The organism is Streptomyces sp. NPDC051636 (genome assembly GCF_044453765.1).
In the GTDB taxonomy this organism is placed as follows: domain Bacteria; phylum Actinomycetota; class Actinomycetes; order Streptomycetales; family Streptomycetaceae; genus Streptomyces.
This window is the reverse complement of the sequence record NZ_JBITDA010000021.1, coordinates 54,395-72,908: the sequence shown is the minus strand read 5'-3', so window position 1 is coordinate 72,908 and position 18,514 is coordinate 54,395. Positions and strand designations below refer to the sequence as shown.

Here is an 18,514-nt window from a genome sequence, read left to right as displayed (position 1 = left end):
TCTCATATGCGGTACACCCAGAAGCCAACGGCGCCCGTGTTCGTGGCACTGGGGCCTAGCGATGACAACTCCCACGTGAATCCGGTCGCCGTGTTCGACGTCACCTGGCCGGAACGGAAAACCGTGCTCGGGTATCGGAATTGGCAGATGGGGACCATGCTGGAAGCCATGGTTGGCCCATACGACAGCACAATGCCTGCGGTGCCGGATGTGCCGTAGTTCCAGCTGACGGTGCCGGTGAAGATGCCCTCGTTGCTGTCTGCGAAAGTGTAGTTGGCCCATTGCCCGATATGTCGTGTGCGGCCACTGACCAAATCAAAGTACTGGCCGTTGGTGGTGTCGCTAGGGTTCCATCCGACTCGGACTTTCCCGGAATCTGCGTAGAGCATGCCGCCGTCGATGTCGGCGCGGTTGAATCCGGCGAACAGAGTGTCTGCCGAGGCCCACAAGTAGCCGCCTCGCCGTATCTGGGTATCGGCTCGGACGACGGCAATTTCCGCGTTCACAGTGTTCAGATACGTACGGGCGATGACCTGTGTGCCAGTGCCGTCGTCGTAGGGCGAGGAATTCATGCCGAGGCTGACGTCGGTGCCTGCACTGCCCGCGTTGATGTAGCCGTAGTCGGTGCCGGTGTTGGCGTACCAGCGGATCTCAGGCAGCAGAGTTGAGGTGGGGTTAATCTCAATGCGCTTGCCGCTGGTGCCGGACTTGAGGGTCCCGATGATACTGACGGATCCGTCCGCGCCGGCGATGGCCACAGTCTGGGTGCCGGCCGCGTTCCAGGCGCCGATGCCGCCCGAGTTGAGCTCAACCCGCGGTCCGCTGTCAGCGGTTTTGATGCGGGCACCGACGATGAAGTCCGCGTTGATCGTTCCCGCCGTCACCTTGGAGACGGTGAGGTCGGAGATGTGGGCGTCGTCGATGAGGAGGGCGGTCGCGGTGGCCGCATCCGACGGGCCGGACTTGTTGCCGGTCTTGTCGACTGCGACAACCTTGACGTATCGCGTGCTGGTCTCCTCGACCTGCACCGTGTACACCACAGGGATCTGCGCCTGGATCATGCCCGCTGTCGCGAGCGCCTTGCCGAGCAGGGTGGTGGAGTCCGGCGTGAACGTCGGCTCGTAGGAGACGTGGACTTCGAGGTGGTCCAGGTCCGACTCCAGGTTGAATGTGCCGCCAGAGCTCTTGCCGAGGGTGTGCGTGATCTGCACGGCAATCCGCGACCCGGCCACCGACGGCGGCGCCGGCGTCGAGGGCGGGATGTTATCGGCGGACGCCACGAACGTCGTTGTCGGTGACCAGGCGCCCACATTGCCGGCCTTGTCGACCGCGCGGATCTGTACGTCGTAGCCGATGCCTGGGGAGAGGTCCTGGATCTGAGCGGTGGTGGTGTCCCAGTTGACGACCATGGTTTGCCATTGGGCGTTGGGCGCGGCGAAGGGCTGCGCCCAGATTTGTAGGTCTTGCCAGCGGACTTGGGACACGGCTGCCCAGCTGGCTGGGTAGATCATGTCGGTGTCGACGGCCCAGCGGATTTCGTAGTGGTCGCCGTCGAGGATTGTGGAGCCGTCGATGTTGTTGGGGGCGTTCCACGACAGGATGACGCGGGCGCGGGTGAAGCCCCTGTTGTCGAGGTAGGCGACGCCGGTGAACGGTGTGACCAGCACGGGCTGGCCCGGGATGCTGGTGTCCGCGTTGGGGCGGGAGCCGACCGGTTCGGTGCCGGTGCTGGTGAGCTGCCGGGAGAAGTCCCCGACGGTCACCGTGCTGGTTCCATCGGTTTCCCATTCGACGTACTGGGTGAGGTCGATCCAGGTGCCGTCGACGGTGCGGTAAGCGACCGTGTATGCCTTGGTGATCGCCCATTGGGTTTCAGTGACCTGCAGTTTGATGGGGTTGATCCGTGTCCCACGGAAGGTGATCTCTGTCGACGTGTCGATCAGCCCGGAGTCGGGGTCGTACACCCACACCCGGTCGCCGACCTGGAAGGAGCCGTGGACGTCATAGTCGGCTGTCGAGAGTTGGAGGGCGTTGCGGGCCGATGTGAACTGGGCCAAGGCGAGCTGTGCGCGGGTGGCAGCGTTCGCGGTCGCCGTGTCCGACTCCGACACCAGGCGCGTCAGCTTCAGCGGGTTGCCGTGGATGTCCTTGTACGGCGTCGCCGGGGAAATGTCCGCCGCACCCGTGGCGATACTCGACCCCTCGCCCTCCGCGAGGAGCACAACCCGCGTGCTGTAGTCCTCCACATCACGGGTGACATCGATACTCCCAGGCAGGGCCCGGAGCGTCATATCCTCGCCCGACCCCTTGGTGGTGATCACACACGTCGGGTTCGTGACGAAGAGATTCGAGTCTGGGCCAGCGTCGAGGGTCCCGTTGCCGTTGACCCGCCACGACACCGGCACCGAAGAGGTGGACATGGTGTCGCACACGTAGGTGATCGCCTGCCGGGGCGTCTCGTACTGATGCCGGCCGGTGTACTGCCCGGCCACCGGGTAGACCGTGCCGACGGTGACCGGGTACGCCCCGGACGCCGGGAGCAGCATGTTGATCGTGTCGGCGAACGCCGCGGACGCGGGCGTCACGGCGTTCTCGTAGACGGCGCCTTTGTTGTCCTCGTCGCCGAGCCACATGGCCATGCCGACCCCGCCCACGGAGAGGTCGTCTTGGGGGGCGTTGGTGCGGCCGTCGTCGCCGATGGTGCGGGTGCGCAGGACGCCGACGTAGCGGGCGGTGGTGAGCAGGTTGTCGCCGTACTGGAGTGGGTCGAGGCGGCCGGGGATGATCGCGATGTGCCCGAAGTAGTCGAGGGCATCGAGGACGTCGCGCGGGGTCCCGGGCAGGAGTTTGACCTCCCACGAGCCGAGGGCTTTGAGGACTTCCTGAACGGCCACCCGCTACCTCCGGACTCCGTAGACAGCTTCGGGCATACAGGCGATGTACTGGTTCCGCAGGTCGGTGGCCGCGTCCCCGGACACTGCGGAGCCGCCACCCGCGACGGCGCCGAGCCAGAAGTCCAGGGTGGTGACGTTCGTGCGGACGACGCCGCCGTTGGCGTGGCCCGTGAACGTGCGAGCGGACCCGGCGGCGAATCGGTTGCCGTCGCTGTCGTTGCTGGTGGCGGTGACGTAGCCGCCTGAGGCGAGTGCGGTCACGTTGGTTTCGGCGGTGACGAGCCGGACTTTCAGTTCGTCCGCGCTGGTGTTGCGCTGCATGTAGCCCTCGACGAACCGGCTTCCGCGGCGCAGAGTCAGATCGAGGGTGAGGCGTCCAGGGGAAAGGCCCTTGGTCAGGCGGAGGATGCACATCTCGCAGTCGTTGCGCAGGAGGGTGGCGCCGTCCCAGGCGATGACCTGTGTGCCGGAGGCGGAAAAGACGGCCCACGGTTTCGACCGGTAGACGCCGCCGGTGTAGGACTGCACATCGAGGCTGCCGCCGCCGGATGCGGACCAGGTGACGTTGACGAGGCCGTTGGTGAGGGACCAGCCGGTGGTGGCGAGGGGTACGTCGACGCCGTACACCTCTTGCCCGCTGGTGGTGGTGACGCGGACGCGGCCGTTCAGGTATGAGGTTGGCGGGCAGCCCCAGCGCGGGCTCACGTTGGCGGGCACGCCGCGGTAGACGGTGATGGTGCCATCAGCGCTGGTGCGGGTCATGGTGGTGGGGTTGGTGGCGCCGGTGTAGTAGCCGTAGTGGCCGATGGGCGGGGCGTGCCAGCGTTCCCCGGTGAGGCTGAAGTCGTTCAATCGGACTGCGCCGGTGAGGCGGGACTGGAGGTCGGTTTCGGCGTCGGATCCGATCCGGTCCAGGCTGACTTTCCAGTCGGCGGTGACCATCTCGGTGCGGTACTCGGTGTACGTACTGGCCGCGCTCTTGACCGCGTAGTAGCCGTTCCGCTCGGGCTTGTCGGTCCAGGTGACCGGGATGCACTGGCCTGGCGTCAGCGAGTTGATGCCGTCGTGGCGGGCGATGACCTGCGCGCGGGTGAGTGGCGGGTACGACTCCTGCCCTTCGAGGTCGAGGCTGCGGTCGTCTCCGCCGGACTCGGTCGCGACGAATCCCTCCCGCAAGGGGATCCTGCCGATGGTCAGGTCGCCCCAGTTGTACGCGCTCACCGGGCCCGCCCCCTGTCGTAGTTCCGCAAGGCTTCCTTGATCTCCACGACCAGTTCCTGCGCTGCCTGCTTGCGGGCGGACCGGCTGGAAAAGTCGAACGTCCCGCTGACCGTGATGTTCTCGATGGTCACGCTGCTCGCTCCACCGCTGCCGTTGACGAGCCGCTCGAACATCGCGGTCTGCTGGGCGTCCAGCACCCGCTCCGGCCGCCGGGTGGCATTCACCGCCATCGTCGCGCCAGGCTGCAGCAGCCCACCCGAGTCATACTTCGCAGCCGGAGCGAAACCCCACCGCGAGGTGAAGAGAGGGTCGTTGTAGCCGCGAGCCGTCTTGCCGTAGTGGACGCCGGCCCCGCCGCTCGATTCCACGTTGACCCCGGCCAGCGTGCCGGCGGTGTGGCCGACGCCCGCATTGGTGATACCGATCATGAACGGGCTGTTCAAATTTCGGACCCAGCCGGCTGGGCCGGAGTTACCGACGAAGCTGCCGGTTGCCCATCGGCGGTGCGGATGCTCGCCCCGGATGACGGACTCGATCGCGGACATGAACCCGCTGCAGTCCCAGCTGGGGTTGCCGTTACCGGCCCACTGGTACGGCTTCCCGCCTTGGGACTTGGCCCAAGCGAGGGCGCGCTGTACGGCCGGGCCACCGACGGCTTTCTTATCTTCGTTGCCGAACCAGCCGAGCATCCCGTCGACGGCCTTGTTCGCCAGGCCGCGCATCAGGTTCCCGATGCCGCTGCCAGGGATCTGGTTGATGAGCGGCCGCACGAGGGCGTTGAGTGCCTTCTGCGCGGCTGCCTTCAGGCCGCCGACGACGACGTCCTTGACCCAGTCGTAGGCCCCGCTGATGGCGCCTCCGATGCCGGAGGAGACGCTGTCAACGATGCCGCCCAGCCCGAAGTGCTGCCCGCCGGCCTGCTCGCGCTTGCGTTCCTGCTGCCGTGTGGGGTTGCCGCCGGTGCGGGTGGGCTTGTCCTGGCCGAGCATGGCGTCAATGCCTCGGTGCCCGCCGAGCTGGGCCACTTGCTGCTTGGAGAGGATACGTTCGCCGGGGGTGAGCATGGCGGGCACGGTGTCGGTGTTGCCTGAGCCGGGGACGACGCCGCCTCGGTTGAAGCCCAGCTTGATCTGCGGAAGCGTGATCTTGGAGCTGATCTTTCCGGCGATGCTGTTCCACATTTTGCGGATGCCGTTGTTGTAAACGGTGTTCACGACGAATCGAACGGGTGAGGCGATCTTCGATTTGATGCCGTCCCAGATCGTTCCCAGGCTGTCCCGGAGCGTGGAGAACGCGGTCTTCATCGCCGACTTGAAGTCGCTGATCTTCCCCCGGATCGTCCCGAAGATGCTCGACATCTTGTCGCGTGCGCCGTTCCACAGGCTGTTCCACGTGCCGGTGATCGACGACTTCAGGTTCGACACGCTGTCCTTGAACCACTTCCACGAGCCGGACACCGAGCTCTTCAGGCCGCCCCAGAAGGAATCCCACTTCGAGCGGACGCTGCCCCACAGGCTGTTCCACGTGTCGACCACCCACCTCTTCAGGGCGCCGAACAGCTCCTTCGTCTTCGTCCACAGGATGGTGAACCAGCCGATGATCGCCTTCACCAAATCCGGGATGATCGAATGCCCGACGAGGACGTCATACAGCCACTGAAAGCCGTCGACGATCCAGCCGACAACCTTCTTCGCGCCGTCCGCCAACGCAGTGAGCCAGCCGATGACCGTGGTGATGACCGGCACGAGGATGCCGATCGCACCCGCCAGAACGCCCGTCAGAAGCTGCGCCAGGCCGACAATCAACGGCATCAACGGCGTGATCACCTGCATCGCCAGATTCAGCAGCGACACCACCAGCTGAGCAACCGGCGGAATCAACGGCACCAGTGCCTGAATCAACGTCGGGAACAGCGGGGCAAGCGCGGCGAGGAGCTGACCCACCAACTGCACGGCTGGCACCAACGCCTGCACCACCGGGGCCAGGCCCTGAGCGAGCGTGGCCACTAGCGGTACCAGTGCGTCCATAACCGCTGAGAGGACCGGCGCGACCGCTGTGATGATCGCGGCGATCAGATGCCCGATCGGCTGCAGCAGCGGCATGACCGCCTGCGCTAGGCCAACGATGACCGACCCAATGTCCGACACCACCGGCAGTAGCGCGTCCACGATCGGCATCAAGGCCTTACCGAGTGTCTCCGCCAACTGCGCCAGAACCGGCCCGAACTTCTCCGCGAGGTCCTTGACCACCGGGGCGAGCGCGGCAAGCACCGGCAGCACAGCCTCGATCGCCGCACCGAGGGTGGTCGCGAAGAGCTTGGCAATCGCGTTGATCGCCTTGAATATTTCAGTGAGGGCCTTTTGCACCTCCGGCATCGCCGTGATCCTGCGGAGTTCTTTGAAGGCCGCGCCAAGACCGCCGAGCGCGTCGCCGCCTGCATCGCCCGCCGCCTTCATGACGTTGCCGAGGGTGCCGAAGATGTCACCGATCAAGTGGCCGAACTGCGTGGCAACGTCGAGTGCCTGATCAATGATCTTCTCTAGGTGGCCGTTCTTCGCGGCGGTGTCGATCTGCTTGGAGATCCGGTCGAAGACCCCGCCGGTCGCCGTGGTGACTCGCTTGAACGCTGGGGCGGCGGCGATGCTGATCTGAGTAAGGCCCTTTATGAACTGGCCCGGCACCTTCGACAGAGGCTTGAGCCCCTCGTTGAGGCCAGCGAACAGCTTCTTGATGAGCCCGGTCTTGCCCATCTCGGTGAGCGTGCTGGCGACGTTCTTCGCCATGGTGTTGAGGACGCCCGCGGTGTCAGTGAGCCCGGTCTTGAGGTCGGGCAGGATCGCGCGGCTCATGGTCGTGAAGGACTGCCCCAGCCCCTGGAAGAGGCGGTCCTGCACGTCCAACTTCAGGGCCCGCCACGCACCCGCCTGCGCCAGCACTGCCCCCACGAAAGCCCGGGCCTGCGGCGACAACTTCGCCATCGCGTCGGCGACCTTGGTCGTCGCCGTGGCGCCCGACGTCTGTGAGTCAGCCAGTGCGCGGGCTGCGTCAGCAGCTGACTCCTGAGCGTCCTTGATCTGCCTCGCGCCGTCGACGGCAGCCTTGGTCGCGGCGGCTTGCGCGTCAGCCACTCCCCGCTGAGCGTCAGCGATCTGCCGGGCACCGTCCGAGGCAGCCTTCGCCGCCGCAGCCTGAGCGTCCGCGACGTCCCGCTGCGCCTTCGCGATCCGCTGCGCCCCGTCCTCCTGAGCGCGAGCTGCTTCGACCTCCGCGTCCTTCAGCTCACGGGTCTTGTCCTTGACTTCCTGGTTCGCATCCTTGATGTCGCCCTTGGCCTTCGTGACCTTCTCCGAGCCCTCCACCCCAGCGGCGTTGGCGGCCTCGGTCTGCTCCTGCAAGCGGGCCGTCTCCGTCTGCTGCTCCTGCAGCGCCTGAACGGCCCGGTCATACGCGAGCTGCGCCTTGTCGATCTCCTCCTGGGTCGCCGCGGCGCCCTTCGCCTTGACCGCAGCGAGGTTCTGCTCGGCGTCTTGTAGATCCAGCACCTTCTGTCGCTGGTCAAGCTGGGCGTCCTCAAGCCGATTGTTGAGGTCCTCCAACTCCTGCGCCGCGTCCTTGCGGGCCTGGGTGAGGTCCAGTTGGGCCTGCCGTGCGGCGCGCTGCGCGTCGGCTAGATCCCGCTCGGCGGAGGCAACGGATTCAGCGGCGCGCCGACTGGCGTCCGCCACGTCCTCGATCGTGGTCCGCAGTTCCTGCTGGGCGTCCTGTATATCCCGGGCCGCCCGGGCGCGGGCTTCTGCCACGGTCTGCTCGGCGTCCGCCAAAGCGCGTTGCGCGTCTTCGATCCGCCGGGCAGCCTCCACGCGGGCCTCAGCGGCGTTGACCTCGGCGTCCTTCACGCCCTGCTGCGCCCTGGCCAGCGATCGTTGAGCAGCCTCCACTCGCTTCGTCGCCGACTCGGCCGCCGCACCGGAGGTTACGGCAGGCTGGAAGGCCTGTTTGAACGCGGCGCCGATCCCCGATGTACCGATCTTGATCGCAGCGAACGCTGCACCCAGAGAAAGCACTGCCGGCGCAGCAAGCGCGGCTGCCGGGCCCATCGCTGCGATCGACTGAGCGAGAGACGCCACAGTGGGCAGCGCCCCGATAATCACTGCCGCGAGCTTCGCCACCCGCGAGGAAAGGATGCCCACCCCGCCAGCCGACCCGCTGGCGCTGTCACCCAGCCCCGACAGGCTTCCGAGACCGAACATGCGGGTGCGGACGTTCACGGTGCGGTCACGCGTCAGGAACCTCAGCGATGTTGCCGCGTCCGTGGTGTCGGCCCGGGCCTGCACCGTCATCATGCGGCGGCGGGTGAGGTTGGCGATTGCGTCGGCTGCGGCGCGGGTGTTGACGTCGATACCGATGCGGACTTGCCGTCGCTGGGTGAGGTTGCGGATCTCGTCGGCGGCGACGCGGGTGTCTGCTCTGGCGAGGATGCTGACGGTGCGGTCTTTGGTGAGCCGGTCGAGTTGCGCCTTGACCCGGTTGTACGCCGCGTCGCTCATCTTGGGGCTGACGGTGACCTCGATGTCCTTCAGCCTCAGCCGGGACAGGGCGGCATCGTCCACCTTGAGCTTGACGTTCGCGATCCGCTCACGGGCGAGCCTGTCCAATTTCGCGACGGCCGCCCGGTCGTCAATGTCAACGCCGATCTTGACCGTGTTCCGCTTCGACTTCAGCCGGTCCATCGCACGGTCGTAAGCGGACTCGTCGGCCGTGACCTCGACATAACCCTCCGCGATGCGAAAGCTACCCGCCACCTGCGCTTCCTCCCACGCTCACGAGCCCCGGGAACTTGGCCCGGAACTGGGTCAGCGAGACCTCGGCCGTCTCGTTGCTGCCGCGCCCTGCTGGGGCGGCGGTGCTGCTCGTGCGGGTTGGGGTACTGCTGGTCGTCGGTTGCTCGTCGCGTTCCTCCTCAACGCGGGCGGCCATCACGCCGTGGTAGGCCGTCAGCCGGTGCGCCAACGCGAAGTAGCGGGGGCCGGGGACCTCTTGCTCAAGGAGGTCGATCCCGTAGATGGCGAGGAAGTCGGCGTCGACGTCGTCTTGGTGGTCGAGGACCCAGCAGATCTGCTCGATCCGCTCGGCCAGCCCGACCGACCAGGTCAGCGTGCTTTTCCCCCTTTGACCTCGGCCCGGCCGAACGCGATCTTCTGTGCCATGTCCATGATCTGCTGCATCTTCTGGTCGTCCAGCGTCGGGCACTGCTCCAGCGCGGTGTACGCCTCCGGGCCGAGGAGCCGCTCCAACAGCCGAACGGCGGCAACGTTCTCGCCGTGCTCGCGGCCGATCCGCAGGAACTCCAGGGCGATGCCCTGCGGCACCACCTTGGGGATCGTGTAGACCGTGCCGTCGATGGAGAAGAGGCCGACACGCTCCTCTCCCTCCACCGTGCTCGTGAGTTCGACGAGCTCGAACTCCTTCTCGTCGACGGCCGGGGTGGGCTTGGGGGCGGCTCGCTTCCGGGCGGCTGTGGTCTGGCGGGTACGGGGAGTGGTGGTGGATGCCATGGGTGGTGCTCCTCGCTACGGACAGGGGTGGGGGTGTCGGCTCAGCTGGTCTGGTCGACGAGGTGGAACGGGGCGATGGACGCCGAGACGTAGTGGCCGGCGAGCTTCAGCGGGATGAGGGTCTGCTTGTCCTTGGTGTAGGCGAGCTCGACGCTGTCGGTGTTGAGCATGCGGCGGCCGATGATCCGGCGCCGGAACTGGTTGGGCGCGTACCCGTCCATGATCACGGCGAAGTAGGTGGGCTGCGTCGCGCTGGAGCTGACGTTGGGGTCGTAGGACTTGAAGCCCGCCCCGGACGCGCTGGTGCCGCCGTTGAGGGTGGTCGACAGGTTCTCCAGCGTTGCCTCCGCCAGGGAGGTCTCGATGGTGAAATCGGCCTTGGTCAGGCGGGAGCCGACGCGGAGGGTGATCTGGTCGACCTCCAACTCGCTGTACGTCTGGTCGACGGACAGCTTGACGCCGTCCTGCGTGCCGCCCATGTCCGTCCAGCTGCTCGCCGGGGGGATGGCGTTGACGGCGGTGTCGGCGGGCTCGGTCGCACCGAACGCGCCGGAGTACAGCGTTGCCGGGCCCTGAATAAGATTCGTGGTAGTTACACTGATCGGACTCACATCCTTCAGACGGCGGCCGGGACCGGCCGGGAGTAGATGGTCAGGAGGCCGACGGCTCGAACGTGAGCGTGTAGGCCTGCTGCGGCTCGAACAGATCCGAGGCCGGGCCGTTGAGCGTCATGCTCAACGACAGATGCGGGGTGGCGAGGGACCACTCCTTGTTGCGGCCGTCGGCGTAGTCCGGAACGAAGGAGACCAGTGCCTGACGGCTGCTCCCTTCGCCGGTCTCGGTCTTCGAGCCACAGACGACCTTTGCGGTGATGCTCATGCCTCAGCTCTCCTTGCTGCGCAGCGTGCCCGATACGGCCACGGGCTTCTTGTTCGTGGGGGGCGTACCGGCGTCGGTGCGCGGTTCCTGACTCTCGCTTTCGGCGGTGGGTTCCTCGACGAGGAGGCCCTGCCGCTGCAGGTCCAGGTATTCGGCGTCGTCGACGTCGATGGCCTGGTCGGGGCGCATGGTGGTGCGGATGGTCGGCATCAGCGGTAGTCCTCTCGGCGAAGCGGAAAGCGGTGGTGGGCGAACTGCGGCAGGTGCGGCAGTGCGATGGTCTGCTCGGGCGGGATGCTCGGCGGGCACGGCACGATCCGGATAGGGCCGGCCAGCAGGAACTCCAGCTCCGCGCGGTCGCCGTGGACGATCGTCCGGCCGTTCCAGGACAGGAGCTGCCCGTGCGGGGTGTCCTCTTGAATCGCCCACATCCGGCTCATGACGGCACCTCCGTCCATGTGATGACCAGGCCCGGGATCGAGTAGCGGGCGTAGGACGACGGGTCGTCTGGCACGCGCCGCGGCTCCCCCGTCAGATAGGCCGACTTGATCTGGACGGCCGGGTAGCCAGCGAGTAGAGCGAGGTTCTGCGGGATGGCAGCGTGGTCTTGGCACGCGGCGGCGATCGCCTCGGCAAGCACGGCGGCCTTGTTCCACGGCGGCTTCTGCGATTGGGGGTTGACAGCCCAGCAGTCCACGCCGATCGCGGGTTCGCGCAGGGGGACGTACATGTTCGGGGTGCCGCCGGCGACGACGAGTGTGCAGAACCCGGACGCCGCCCAGCTGGTGTTGTCCTTGGGGAGAGTGGTCGCCACGCGGTCGCCGACCACGGTCTTCAGCCAGGCCGTGGCGACCAGCTCTGGGGTGGGGCGCAGGCGGAGGCTCATGCGGTCCTCCGCTGGAACAGGGCAGGCCTCAGGTACGGGGAGGGCTTGGTGCCGGGGTGGTTGACGCGGGCGACCGGGTGATCAGCGTCCGGCCACGACAGGGCCTTCTTGTTCCTGGGGAGGATGACGTGCGGGCCCGTGCCCATCTCCACGTCGACGGCGTAGTTGCAGTCGAGCGAGCCGACGCGGAGGACCTTGCCCTGCACCTCGGCGCGCAACGACTCGGCGAGACGGCCGGACCGCTTCGGTACCAGGTTGCGGGCGTCGGTGAGGATGTCGCGGCCGATGACGTGCTCCAGCCAGTCCCCGATCGCTGCGTCGACGTGCGCGCGTGAGGACGGGTCGATCCGCATGCGGGATCGCGCCATGGCCGCCTCCTCTCCGAAGGTGGTCTCGTACTTGGCCGCCCGGTCTCCCCGGGCTGGTGGCCTCTGTGGTTGTCAGGTGGTGCGCCGCAGGTCCAACCGGATGTCCGGTGTCACTGCGGGGTTCGCCATCTGGGAGACGGCGTCGATGGCGTAGATGGCACCGGTGCGCTCGTCACGCACCCGGTCCTGGTCGGTGACGTCCGTGCCGGCGGCGACGCGGGCGACGGCGTAGCGGACGATGCGGGGGGTTGGGTCGTCGCGGGTGGTCACCCGGCGGGACTGCTCGGTCAGGGCGGCCGGGATCCCCGTGTACACGGGGGTGTCGGTGTCGGCTTCGTCGCCCCACGCGTCCTCTGTGGTGCCGCGCAGGATGGCGATCGTGGTGGTGGCGAGAGCGATCGGCATCAGGGCCCCCCGTGGTAGGGCGCCCAGACGAGGGAGTCGTCCGCGGCATCGGTGAGCGGGTCGCCGAGGCGCGGGCCCGACCCTTCGACCGCGGACCGGACGTGCACGGTCCGGGACCGCATCCACGACACCTTCCGCAGTGCGCGGGCTGCCATGGGTGCGAGGACCAGGCCGTCGCCCTGCAGCGTGGTGGAGACCTGGTCTTGCTGGATCTGCGTGGCATCCATCCGCGTCTCCAGCCCGAACTGGCCTGCCAGCCACGCGGCTTGGTAGGCGACGGCCCGGCCCAGCCAGTAGAGATCCCGCGTCCGGACCCGCGCGGTGTCGGCGTAGATCCGGTTCGTGAAGACCTCGATTGCGGCCTGTGCCTGGGCAAGCTGCTGGTCCGTTACCGACACGCCTGTGCAGTCGATGACGTCCTGCGCTGTGGCCCAGGCGTTGACCATGGCTAGCCCTCGGCCTTGCTGCTGCTGGTGTCGCCGCCGTCGTCTTCGATGACGTCGCGCGGGGTGGTGGTGTCCTCTGGGGAGTGGTCCACGCTGGACGGGACGGTCTCGACCGAGTAGGTGAGCACCACGGACACGCCATCGTCGTGGTCCTCGGCGCCGTCGAACAAGGCTTCGCCGCGGGGGTGGAGGCCCCTCTGAATCGCTTCGTTGGCGACCGCGGCCTTGTTCGCCTCGTGCTGGTACTCCTCGCCCGACCAGCCCGCGCTGTGGACGACGAACTCCTTCACGTGCCGCGTACCGGACGCTCCGTCCGGGGACCGCTCGTCCACCTCGACGTCCGGGGCGCCCACCTTGGCGGGGAACTGCCGCTGACGAACCTGTTCGCGGTCCTCGCCCTTCGGGGCCTGCGCCTCGGTGCTGGCCTTGTCGGCGGGCTTGCTGCTGGTGGTCTTCCTCGCTGCCATGGCTCACCTCCCTTCCTGCGGCCGTACCGCCCGAGAGCCAGCGGGCGGTACGGCGTTCTGGGGGTGGGTCAGCCGACGAGGATGCTGGCGCCGTTGGGGTGGCCGTAGGCCCAGCCGCGGCGGGCGCGCATCTTGAGGATCGACTCGTCCGTCAGAGCGGAGAGGCCGTCGCGTCCGTCGATGAACACACTCTCGGGACCGCTCCTGACACCCAGCAGCATCAATTCCGGGTTGACGAACGCCATGATCGGGCGCCCGGTCGGCGTCGGCGTCGCGGTGGCGGAGAGCTTGGCGCCGAGGCTCCAGCGGACGGGGACGCTGAAGATGGTGTCGGGGGTGCCGGACAGGCCTTCCATGAAGATGGGCCGGTTCTGTCCGTCAAGGACACCGCGGAGGCTCTTGCGGAAAGCGGGGTGGGCGATGGCGATCATGTTGCCCGGGTCGAAGTAGTCACCCGTCTCGACGGCGCCGATCGCGGAGGAGAACTCCGCGTAGCTGGGCGCGTTGGCGGACGCGGCGGTGACGATGTTCGTGCCGCCGGTGTAGCTGAGGGTGGCGTCCGTTGTGTTCAGCAGCTGGTAGAGGCTGGTGAACGGGACCGTGGTGCCGTTGGACGCGGCGCTGACGGCCAGCGTGGCGTTGTCGATCATCTTGGCGTACGACTTCGACCAGCCCAGCATCTTCGCTTCGATGACATTGGCGACGCTGTCGTCGATGTCCTCTTCCGCAATCCTGGCCGCTTTGCCGAACTTGACGGCGCTGAGCAGGACTTCGTCGTTGAGGCTGGTGTCCTCACCGTAGGCGCCCCCCTTGGCGACCACGTCCACGCCCATCCCGGCAGTGCGGGGGACGTGCTTGGTGTCGGAGCCCATGGGGATGCGGGAAGCGAGCGCCTCGACCGCAGAAATCTGGTTGATGCTCGTGATGACCCGGGAAGACTCGTACTCTTCCGGAATCCACGCCTCAAGCGTATTGCGTGCCACTGTGGCCCTCCTGCGGGCGCGTGATGGGGAAGCTGTCGGGCTGCGGGCCCCATCACGGGCGCCTTCGCAAGAAAGGTCTTCAGCTGCGTTCGATCACCGAATCGAAGCTGTTGCGCCTAATGTACCTTCGATTGTCAAGCCTTGCCCAGTAGGCGAGCCGCATGCAACTCAGCCGTCGACTTCGGCTTCTCCACCGCCGCCGGACGAGGCGCACCCGTCGGCCGCGGCTTCGGCTTCCGCGGCGCCGTAGCGAACAGATCCGGGAAGTCCCGGATGACATCCGCCACCGCCGACTCCAGGCCCGACACCGAGCCGTCCTCGTCCACGTCCAAGGCGTCCAGGTCGACCAGCTTCATCAGCCGTGACAGACGAGACTCCCCCTTCTTCACCGTGTCTTCGGCCTTCGGGTCCTTCTCGTCCTGGAGGAAGGCGAGCGCTCCGGCCTCGACCAGCGCGCCCCGCACGGCGGTGCGGACCAGCGGCGTGCGGTACCGCTTCTCGCCCTCCTCGCGGGCCTCCCGCAGCTGCTTCTCGTGCTCGGTCTCGTCGCCGCGGGCTTTCTCCTCCAGCTCCTTGTTGCGGAGCCGGTGCCGCTTCGCGTCCTCGTTGGCCTTCCTCAACGCGGCCTGGGTGCGCGCCCACTCGTCCTTGGACGGCGGCTTGAAGTCGTCCGCCTTGTCGTCGTCCTTCTTCGGCGGCTTCGGCTTCGGCGTGCTGTCCGACTCGGGCTCGCCGTCGTCGGCTGGCTCCGGCTCCCCCTCCGGCTCCTCGTCGGGAACCTCGATGTCCGGGCCGTCATCGTCGGGTTCGGCGCCGCCAGCGATGACGTGGATCGGCCGGCCGTCGGCGCGGTAGCCGAGGATCGTGCCGGGCGGCAGGCTGATGCCGCGGGTGTGGCGGGGGGTGGTGTGGATGCCCATCTGTGTTCTCCCATCACGGGGGCGGGTTGGCGGCGGCCCATCGGCGGGCGCCGGATCTATGCGGCCTGCGTGAACCGGCCGGTGCGTAGCGCGGTGCGGGCTCGGGCCTCGACTGCGGGCAGTAGGTCGTCAGTGGTGCGGAGCAACTCGCGTGCCGCCCGGAGTCGGGCCGCACGCGACTCCGACGGGCGGGCGGTGCCGTAGGCGAGGGACCGGTGCGCCTCCCGCTGCAACGCCAGCGGGAGGCGCACTCCGCTCGTAGTCCACGCGTCATTCCACGGAACAGCACGGCACCTGCAATGGGAGTGAAGCGGCGGCCCGTCCACGCCCGGCTGGCGAGCGGCACGCTGGTGAGGGTCCCACGACAGACCACCCGGGAACGGCTCACCCGGGCGGGCGGTACGGCCGGTGTAGGCGAGGCAGCGCACGCACGCGTCCGCCTCCGACACCCACAGTCTGAGGGGAGCGGTCGCGCGGACGACGGCGTCGAGACCCTCGTGGATCGCAGTGTTGATGACCCAGGCGATGTGGGCGCGGACCGCGGGGACAGCGGCGCGGGCGGCGCCGAGCCCGGCCAGCATGTGCGACCAGCGCGTCACCCGGTCCGGGTGCAGCAAGAACAGGGCACGGTCGCGGCGCTCGACCACCATGTCCCGGATGCGGCGCGCCTCATCCCGCAGGACCCGGCTCACACTCGGCACGGCCGGCGTGCGGCGCCGGCGGCCGGATGCGGTGTGCATGAACTCGCTGCCCTGCCGCACTCCCATGGCCAGTGCCGGGCCGAGCCCGTCTTCCAGGACTCCGGGCGCGCGGGCGGCCAGGTCGTCCAGCAGACTGCGGGCCGCGACGCGGGCCGCGTTGATGATGCGGCGCAGTATGTCGCCGGGCAGCGCAGGTTGGTTCGGGCCTCCGTAGGCGCGGGTCCAGGCGGCGAGGGTGCGGCGGATGAGTTCCTCGAATGCCCGGTCGCTGCCACGCAGGACGCGGCCGGCGAGCTGGTTCTCCAGGTCGACGACGTCGCCTGTGTGGTCGTCCTGCACCAGGCTCATGAGGCGGTCGCTGGAGTACGGCATCAGCCCTCCTCCTGCGCCTGTGCGAGCGCTTCCAGGTCGTCGATCGCGCCGGACATGAGCGCGGTCACCTGCTCACTGTTGATGACGCCGAGTGCAGCCGCGGACCCGAGCTTCTGCGCGGAGTCGGCCAGCGACGCGAGGACGTCGACGCGGCGCTGTAGCTCGGCATCGTCGGTGCCCGACAGCCAGGCGTCGACCTGCTCGGCCCGGTATCCGGCCTCCATAAGGGCCTGCCTGCGCGGTACCCCGGCCTCGATCTTCGCCTTAACGGTCTGCCAGCCCTCGGCCGTGGACACGGACCGGGCCGGCACCCAGTCGACGGTGACGACCGGGTCCTCGACGCCGAGACGGCGCAACGCGAACACGAACGCCTCGTGCAGGGTGGCACCGTAGGACGTCTGCCGGTTCTCGACCTTGGAGATGAACGGTCCGTCCTCCTCGCGGTAGGACTCCCCAGAGCGTTGGTTGGACTGCGGGTCGAACATGCGCAGCGGGGTCTCGGTGATCTGAGCCATCGCCCGCACGTTGAACATGATCGGATCCAAGAACACGGACGGGTTCGCCGCGTCGAACTGGCCGACCGCCTTGTAGCCCCGCAGGAGCCACATCTCGCCCGGCCCGGCCTTCAGGCTGCTGTCCTCACCCGCATCGGACGGGCCGAGGCCCTTCTCTGGGAGGGGCCAGTCGCCGTCGTCCCAGTCGCCGGGCTCCAGATCGCTGGTGTCGGTGGTCGCCGTCTCGGTGAGTGCGTACCGCTGCGGTGCGCCCTGGTAGTCGACCGTACCCATGTGGGTGGCCTGCAGCTTGGTGATCGCGTTCTGCGGGCCGTATGCCCCGTAGTGCTCCGGCGTTCCGTAGGGGCGGTCGTTCCTGAAGTGGAAGCACGGTTGCTCACCCCAGTCGTTGTCGATGCGCCACGACTCCGGGTCTTCGGGGTCAGCAGGCCACGGATGCCAGTCGTTGGGCTTGTCGCCGCGCGAGCCTTTCTCTGTGGTCCACCGCTCGGTCAACCCGTCGGTGAGTACTTCGGCCCGGTGGTAGGGGCCGTCGCACCAGCGTTTGACCGTCATCCGCTTGCGGCGGGGGTTCTCCTCGTCGTAGATGACGCGGACGGTCTGCGGACTGTTGTAGAACATCTCGACCCGCAGCACGTTGCCCTGCTCGTCCTCGACGGGGAGGACCATGAGGTAGGCGTCGCCGAACTCGCCAGCCCGGCGGAAAAGGTCTGGGAGCTCGATGTTGAGCTGGTTGTCCTGCCAGATTTTCGAGATGAGCGCGTTGGTGGCCGGGTCGGGGCTGGTGACGGATGCGACCTTCAGCTTGTTGGTGATCGCGTTGACGGGGGTCTTCGCGAAATTCAAATCGAAGTCGATGTCGTGGGCTTTGAGAGCGCGGCGGAGGCGGGCGTTGGTGAAGACCTCGGGGACCTTGCCGTCGTAGTAGAGGGCGGCTTGGTCGTAGGCGGGGCGGGCTTCGGTGAGTTGCTCGATGCCGAGCATGAGGTCGGCGCGTGGGTCGATCGCCTCGTCTTCCAATGCGCCCTCCAACTTTGACCTCAGCTTCAAAGGCAGAGTACCTCCTAGATGTCAACACGTATGCAACGAAAGCGCCTCTTACCTTCGTTTCGAAGGCAAGAGGCGTCGGTGCGTGGGGGTCATCCCATCCGTCGACCGCGGCCAGGGCCCGGATTCGATAGGCGGCACACCTTGCAGTACGGCTTACCGTTCACGTCCTCCGCCAGCTCATAGGCGTGCCCCTTCTCCTCCGCGTGCCGCTCGCGCTTCCGTGCGGCCCGGGCCGCCATCGCGTCGTGATTGCACTGCCGACACTTCACGTACTCGCCGAACGTGTAGCTGTTCTCCGGCGTGTACTCGTGGCCCTTCGGGCAGTGCGTGCGCCGATTCCGGACTCCCACCTCGCGAGCGGTGGCAGCGCGGCAGACCACACAGTAGGCCCTTCCCTGCGCGTCCACTTCGGGCGTGAACTCATGCCCAGCCGCCTCGCACTTCTGACGCTTCGCCTGCTCCCTACGCGCCCGGAGCTTGCTGCGACGGCAGGTTCGGCAGTAGCGCGCCCCTCGCGATATCAGGAGGTTCTCGCCTTCGTATGGGTGTCCCTCGGGGCATGTCTCCTTGGCCTTCTGGTACCAACCGATCCCACCTCGCGCCTTGTTCTCGTCAGGGGTGCACAGTTCGAGATGGTCTAGGTTCACGCAGCGTCGGTGCGGGCACTCTCGGCCGAGCGAGCAGACGCGGGGATCGTGGCATCGATGGTCGAGGGTCATCCCTGGCGGGATGGGCCCGTGGCTCTGCTCCCAGACTCTTCGGTGGGCGAGGCTCGCGCCGATCGTCCCGTATCCGTGTTCGTTGATCCGACCAGCCCACGGCGTGCAGGTATTGGGGTTCTCCATGGACCCA

17 protein-coding genes and 1 pseudogene are annotated in these 18,514 nt (G+C 67.5%); all 18 read right to left on the bottom strand.

The genetic code is table 11. The features are described 5' to 3' along the window. Positions 1–2: 2 nt before the first annotated feature. The 18 genes and pseudogenes from ACIBBH_RS30100 to ACIBBH_RS30015 all read right to left on the bottom strand — a co-directional run bounded on the left by ACIBBH_RS30100 (position 3) and on the right by ACIBBH_RS30015 (position 18,507). Positions 3–2,894: a fibronectin type III domain-containing protein gene (locus ACIBBH_RS30100; protein ID WP_399409969.1), complete on the bottom strand. Its 2,892-nt coding sequence runs from the start codon at positions 2,892–2,894 to the stop codon at positions 3–5. Positions 2,895–2,897: 3 nt separating this feature from the next. After that, on the bottom strand, positions 2,898–4,115 hold the full coding sequence (locus tag ACIBBH_RS30095; protein ID WP_399409967.1) for a hypothetical protein: 1,218 nt from the start codon (positions 4,113–4,115) through the stop codon (positions 2,898–2,900). Continuing rightward, complete coding sequence (locus ACIBBH_RS30090) at positions 4,112–8,917, bottom strand: hypothetical protein (protein ID WP_399409965.1); 4,806 nt, start codon at positions 8,915–8,917, stop codon at positions 4,112–4,114. The genes ACIBBH_RS30095 and ACIBBH_RS30090 overlap by 4 nt, the downstream gene beginning before the upstream one ends. A gap of 348 nt (positions 8,918–9,265) precedes the next feature. After that, complete coding sequence (locus ACIBBH_RS30085) at positions 9,266–9,670, bottom strand: hypothetical protein (protein ID WP_399409964.1); 405 nt, start codon at positions 9,668–9,670, stop codon at positions 9,266–9,268. A gap of 41 nt (positions 9,671–9,711) precedes the next feature. Next, complete coding sequence (locus ACIBBH_RS30080; RefSeq protein ID WP_399409962.1) at positions 9,712–10,281, bottom strand: hypothetical protein; 570 nt, start codon at positions 10,279–10,281, stop codon at positions 9,712–9,714. A 40-nt stretch (positions 10,282–10,321) separates the two neighbouring features. Further along, positions 10,322–10,549, bottom strand: a complete 228-nt coding sequence (locus ACIBBH_RS30075; RefSeq protein WP_399409960.1) for a hypothetical protein — start codon at positions 10,547–10,549, stop codon at positions 10,322–10,324. Between the two features lie 3 nt (positions 10,550–10,552). Further along, the gene (locus ACIBBH_RS30070; protein ID WP_399409958.1) at positions 10,553–10,759 is read right to left on the bottom strand and encodes a hypothetical protein; all 207 of its coding nucleotides are present in this window, start codon (positions 10,757–10,759) and stop codon (positions 10,553–10,555) included. Continuing rightward, positions 10,759–10,989, bottom strand: coding sequence for a hypothetical protein (locus ACIBBH_RS30065; protein WP_399409956.1), 231 nt, complete (start codon positions 10,987–10,989; stop codon positions 10,759–10,761). Before ACIBBH_RS30065 ends, ACIBBH_RS30070 begins: the two co-directional genes overlap by 1 nt. Then, complete coding sequence (locus tag ACIBBH_RS30060) at positions 10,986–11,435, bottom strand: hypothetical protein (RefSeq protein ID WP_399409954.1); 450 nt, start codon at positions 11,433–11,435, stop codon at positions 10,986–10,988. The genes ACIBBH_RS30065 and ACIBBH_RS30060 overlap by 4 nt, the downstream gene beginning before the upstream one ends. Further along, positions 11,432–11,803: a hypothetical protein gene (locus ACIBBH_RS30055; RefSeq protein ID WP_399409952.1), complete on the bottom strand. Its 372-nt coding sequence runs from the start codon at positions 11,801–11,803 to the stop codon at positions 11,432–11,434. Before ACIBBH_RS30055 ends, ACIBBH_RS30060 begins: the two co-directional genes overlap by 4 nt. Positions 11,804–11,875: 72 nt before the next feature. Next, positions 11,876–12,208 carry a hypothetical protein gene (locus tag ACIBBH_RS30050; protein ID WP_399409951.1) on the bottom strand — a complete coding sequence of 111 codons (333 nt, stop codon included), beginning with the start codon at positions 12,206–12,208 and terminating at the stop codon, positions 11,876–11,878. After that, positions 12,208–12,654: a hypothetical protein gene (locus ACIBBH_RS30045; protein ID WP_399409949.1), complete on the bottom strand. Its 447-nt coding sequence runs from the start codon at positions 12,652–12,654 to the stop codon at positions 12,208–12,210. Before ACIBBH_RS30045 ends, ACIBBH_RS30050 begins: the two co-directional genes overlap by 1 nt. Positions 12,655–12,656: 2 nt before the next feature. Further along, complete coding sequence (locus tag ACIBBH_RS30040; RefSeq protein ID WP_399409947.1) at positions 12,657–13,121, bottom strand: hypothetical protein; 465 nt, start codon at positions 13,119–13,121, stop codon at positions 12,657–12,659. Positions 13,122–13,189: 68 nt separating this feature from the next. Next, positions 13,190–14,140 (bottom strand): annotated as a pseudogene (locus ACIBBH_RS30035) (phage major capsid protein); the annotation flags it as partial. A gap of 98 nt (positions 14,141–14,238) precedes the next feature. Further along, the gene (locus ACIBBH_RS30030) at positions 14,239–15,024 is read right to left on the bottom strand and encodes a hypothetical protein (protein WP_399409945.1); all 786 of its coding nucleotides are present in this window, start codon (positions 15,022–15,024) and stop codon (positions 14,239–14,241) included. A gap of 56 nt (positions 15,025–15,080) precedes the next feature. Beyond that, positions 15,081–16,097, bottom strand: coding sequence for a hypothetical protein (locus ACIBBH_RS30025; protein ID WP_399409944.1), 1,017 nt, complete (start codon positions 16,095–16,097; stop codon positions 15,081–15,083). Continuing rightward, entirely contained in the window at positions 16,097–17,632 is a 1,536-nt protein-coding gene (locus ACIBBH_RS30020) for a phage portal protein (protein WP_399409942.1), read from the bottom strand. The genes ACIBBH_RS30025 and ACIBBH_RS30020 overlap by 1 nt, the downstream gene beginning before the upstream one ends. 119 nt (positions 17,633–17,751) lie before the next feature. Then, positions 17,752–18,507 carry an HNH endonuclease signature motif containing protein gene (locus ACIBBH_RS30015; protein WP_399409940.1) on the bottom strand — a complete coding sequence of 252 codons (756 nt, stop codon included), beginning with the start codon at positions 18,505–18,507 and terminating at the stop codon, positions 17,752–17,754. Positions 18,508–18,514: the final 7 nt, after the last annotated feature.

Coding starts and splice junctions, on each gene's coding strand:
- ACIBBH_RS30085 (WP_399409964.1), bottom strand. CDS start 9,670: ATGGCATCCACCACCACTCCCCGTACCCGCCAGACCACAGCCGCCCGG.
- ACIBBH_RS30075 (WP_399409960.1), bottom strand. CDS start 10,549: ATGAGCATCACCGCAAAGGTCGTCTGTGGCTCGAAGACCGAGACCGGC.
- ACIBBH_RS30070 (WP_399409958.1), bottom strand. CDS start 10,759: ATGCCGACCATCCGCACCACCATGCGCCCCGACCAGGCCATCGACGTC.
- ACIBBH_RS30065 (WP_399409956.1), bottom strand. CDS start 10,989: ATGAGCCGGATGTGGGCGATTCAAGAGGACACCCCGCACGGGCAGCTC.
- ACIBBH_RS30060 (WP_399409954.1), bottom strand. CDS start 11,435: ATGAGCCTCCGCCTGCGCCCCACCCCAGAGCTGGTCGCCACGGCCTGG.
- ACIBBH_RS30055 (WP_399409952.1), bottom strand. CDS start 11,803: ATGGCGCGATCCCGCATGCGGATCGACCCGTCCTCACGCGCGCACGTC.
- ACIBBH_RS30050 (WP_399409951.1), bottom strand. CDS start 12,208: ATGCCGATCGCTCTCGCCACCACCACGATCGCCATCCTGCGCGGCACC.
- ACIBBH_RS30045 (WP_399409949.1), bottom strand. CDS start 12,654: ATGGTCAACGCCTGGGCCACAGCGCAGGACGTCATCGACTGCACAGGC.
- ACIBBH_RS30040 (WP_399409947.1), bottom strand. CDS start 13,121: ATGGCAGCGAGGAAGACCACCAGCAGCAAGCCCGCCGACAAGGCCAGC.
- ACIBBH_RS30030 (WP_399409945.1), bottom strand. CDS start 15,024: ATGGGCATCCACACCACCCCCCGCCACACCCGCGGCATCAGCCTGCCG.
- ACIBBH_RS30025 (WP_399409944.1), bottom strand. CDS start 16,097: ATGCCGTACTCCAGCGACCGCCTCATGAGCCTGGTGCAGGACGACCAC.
- ACIBBH_RS30015 (WP_399409940.1), bottom strand. CDS start 18,507: ATGGAGAACCCCAATACCTGCACGCCGTGGGCTGGTCGGATCAACGAA.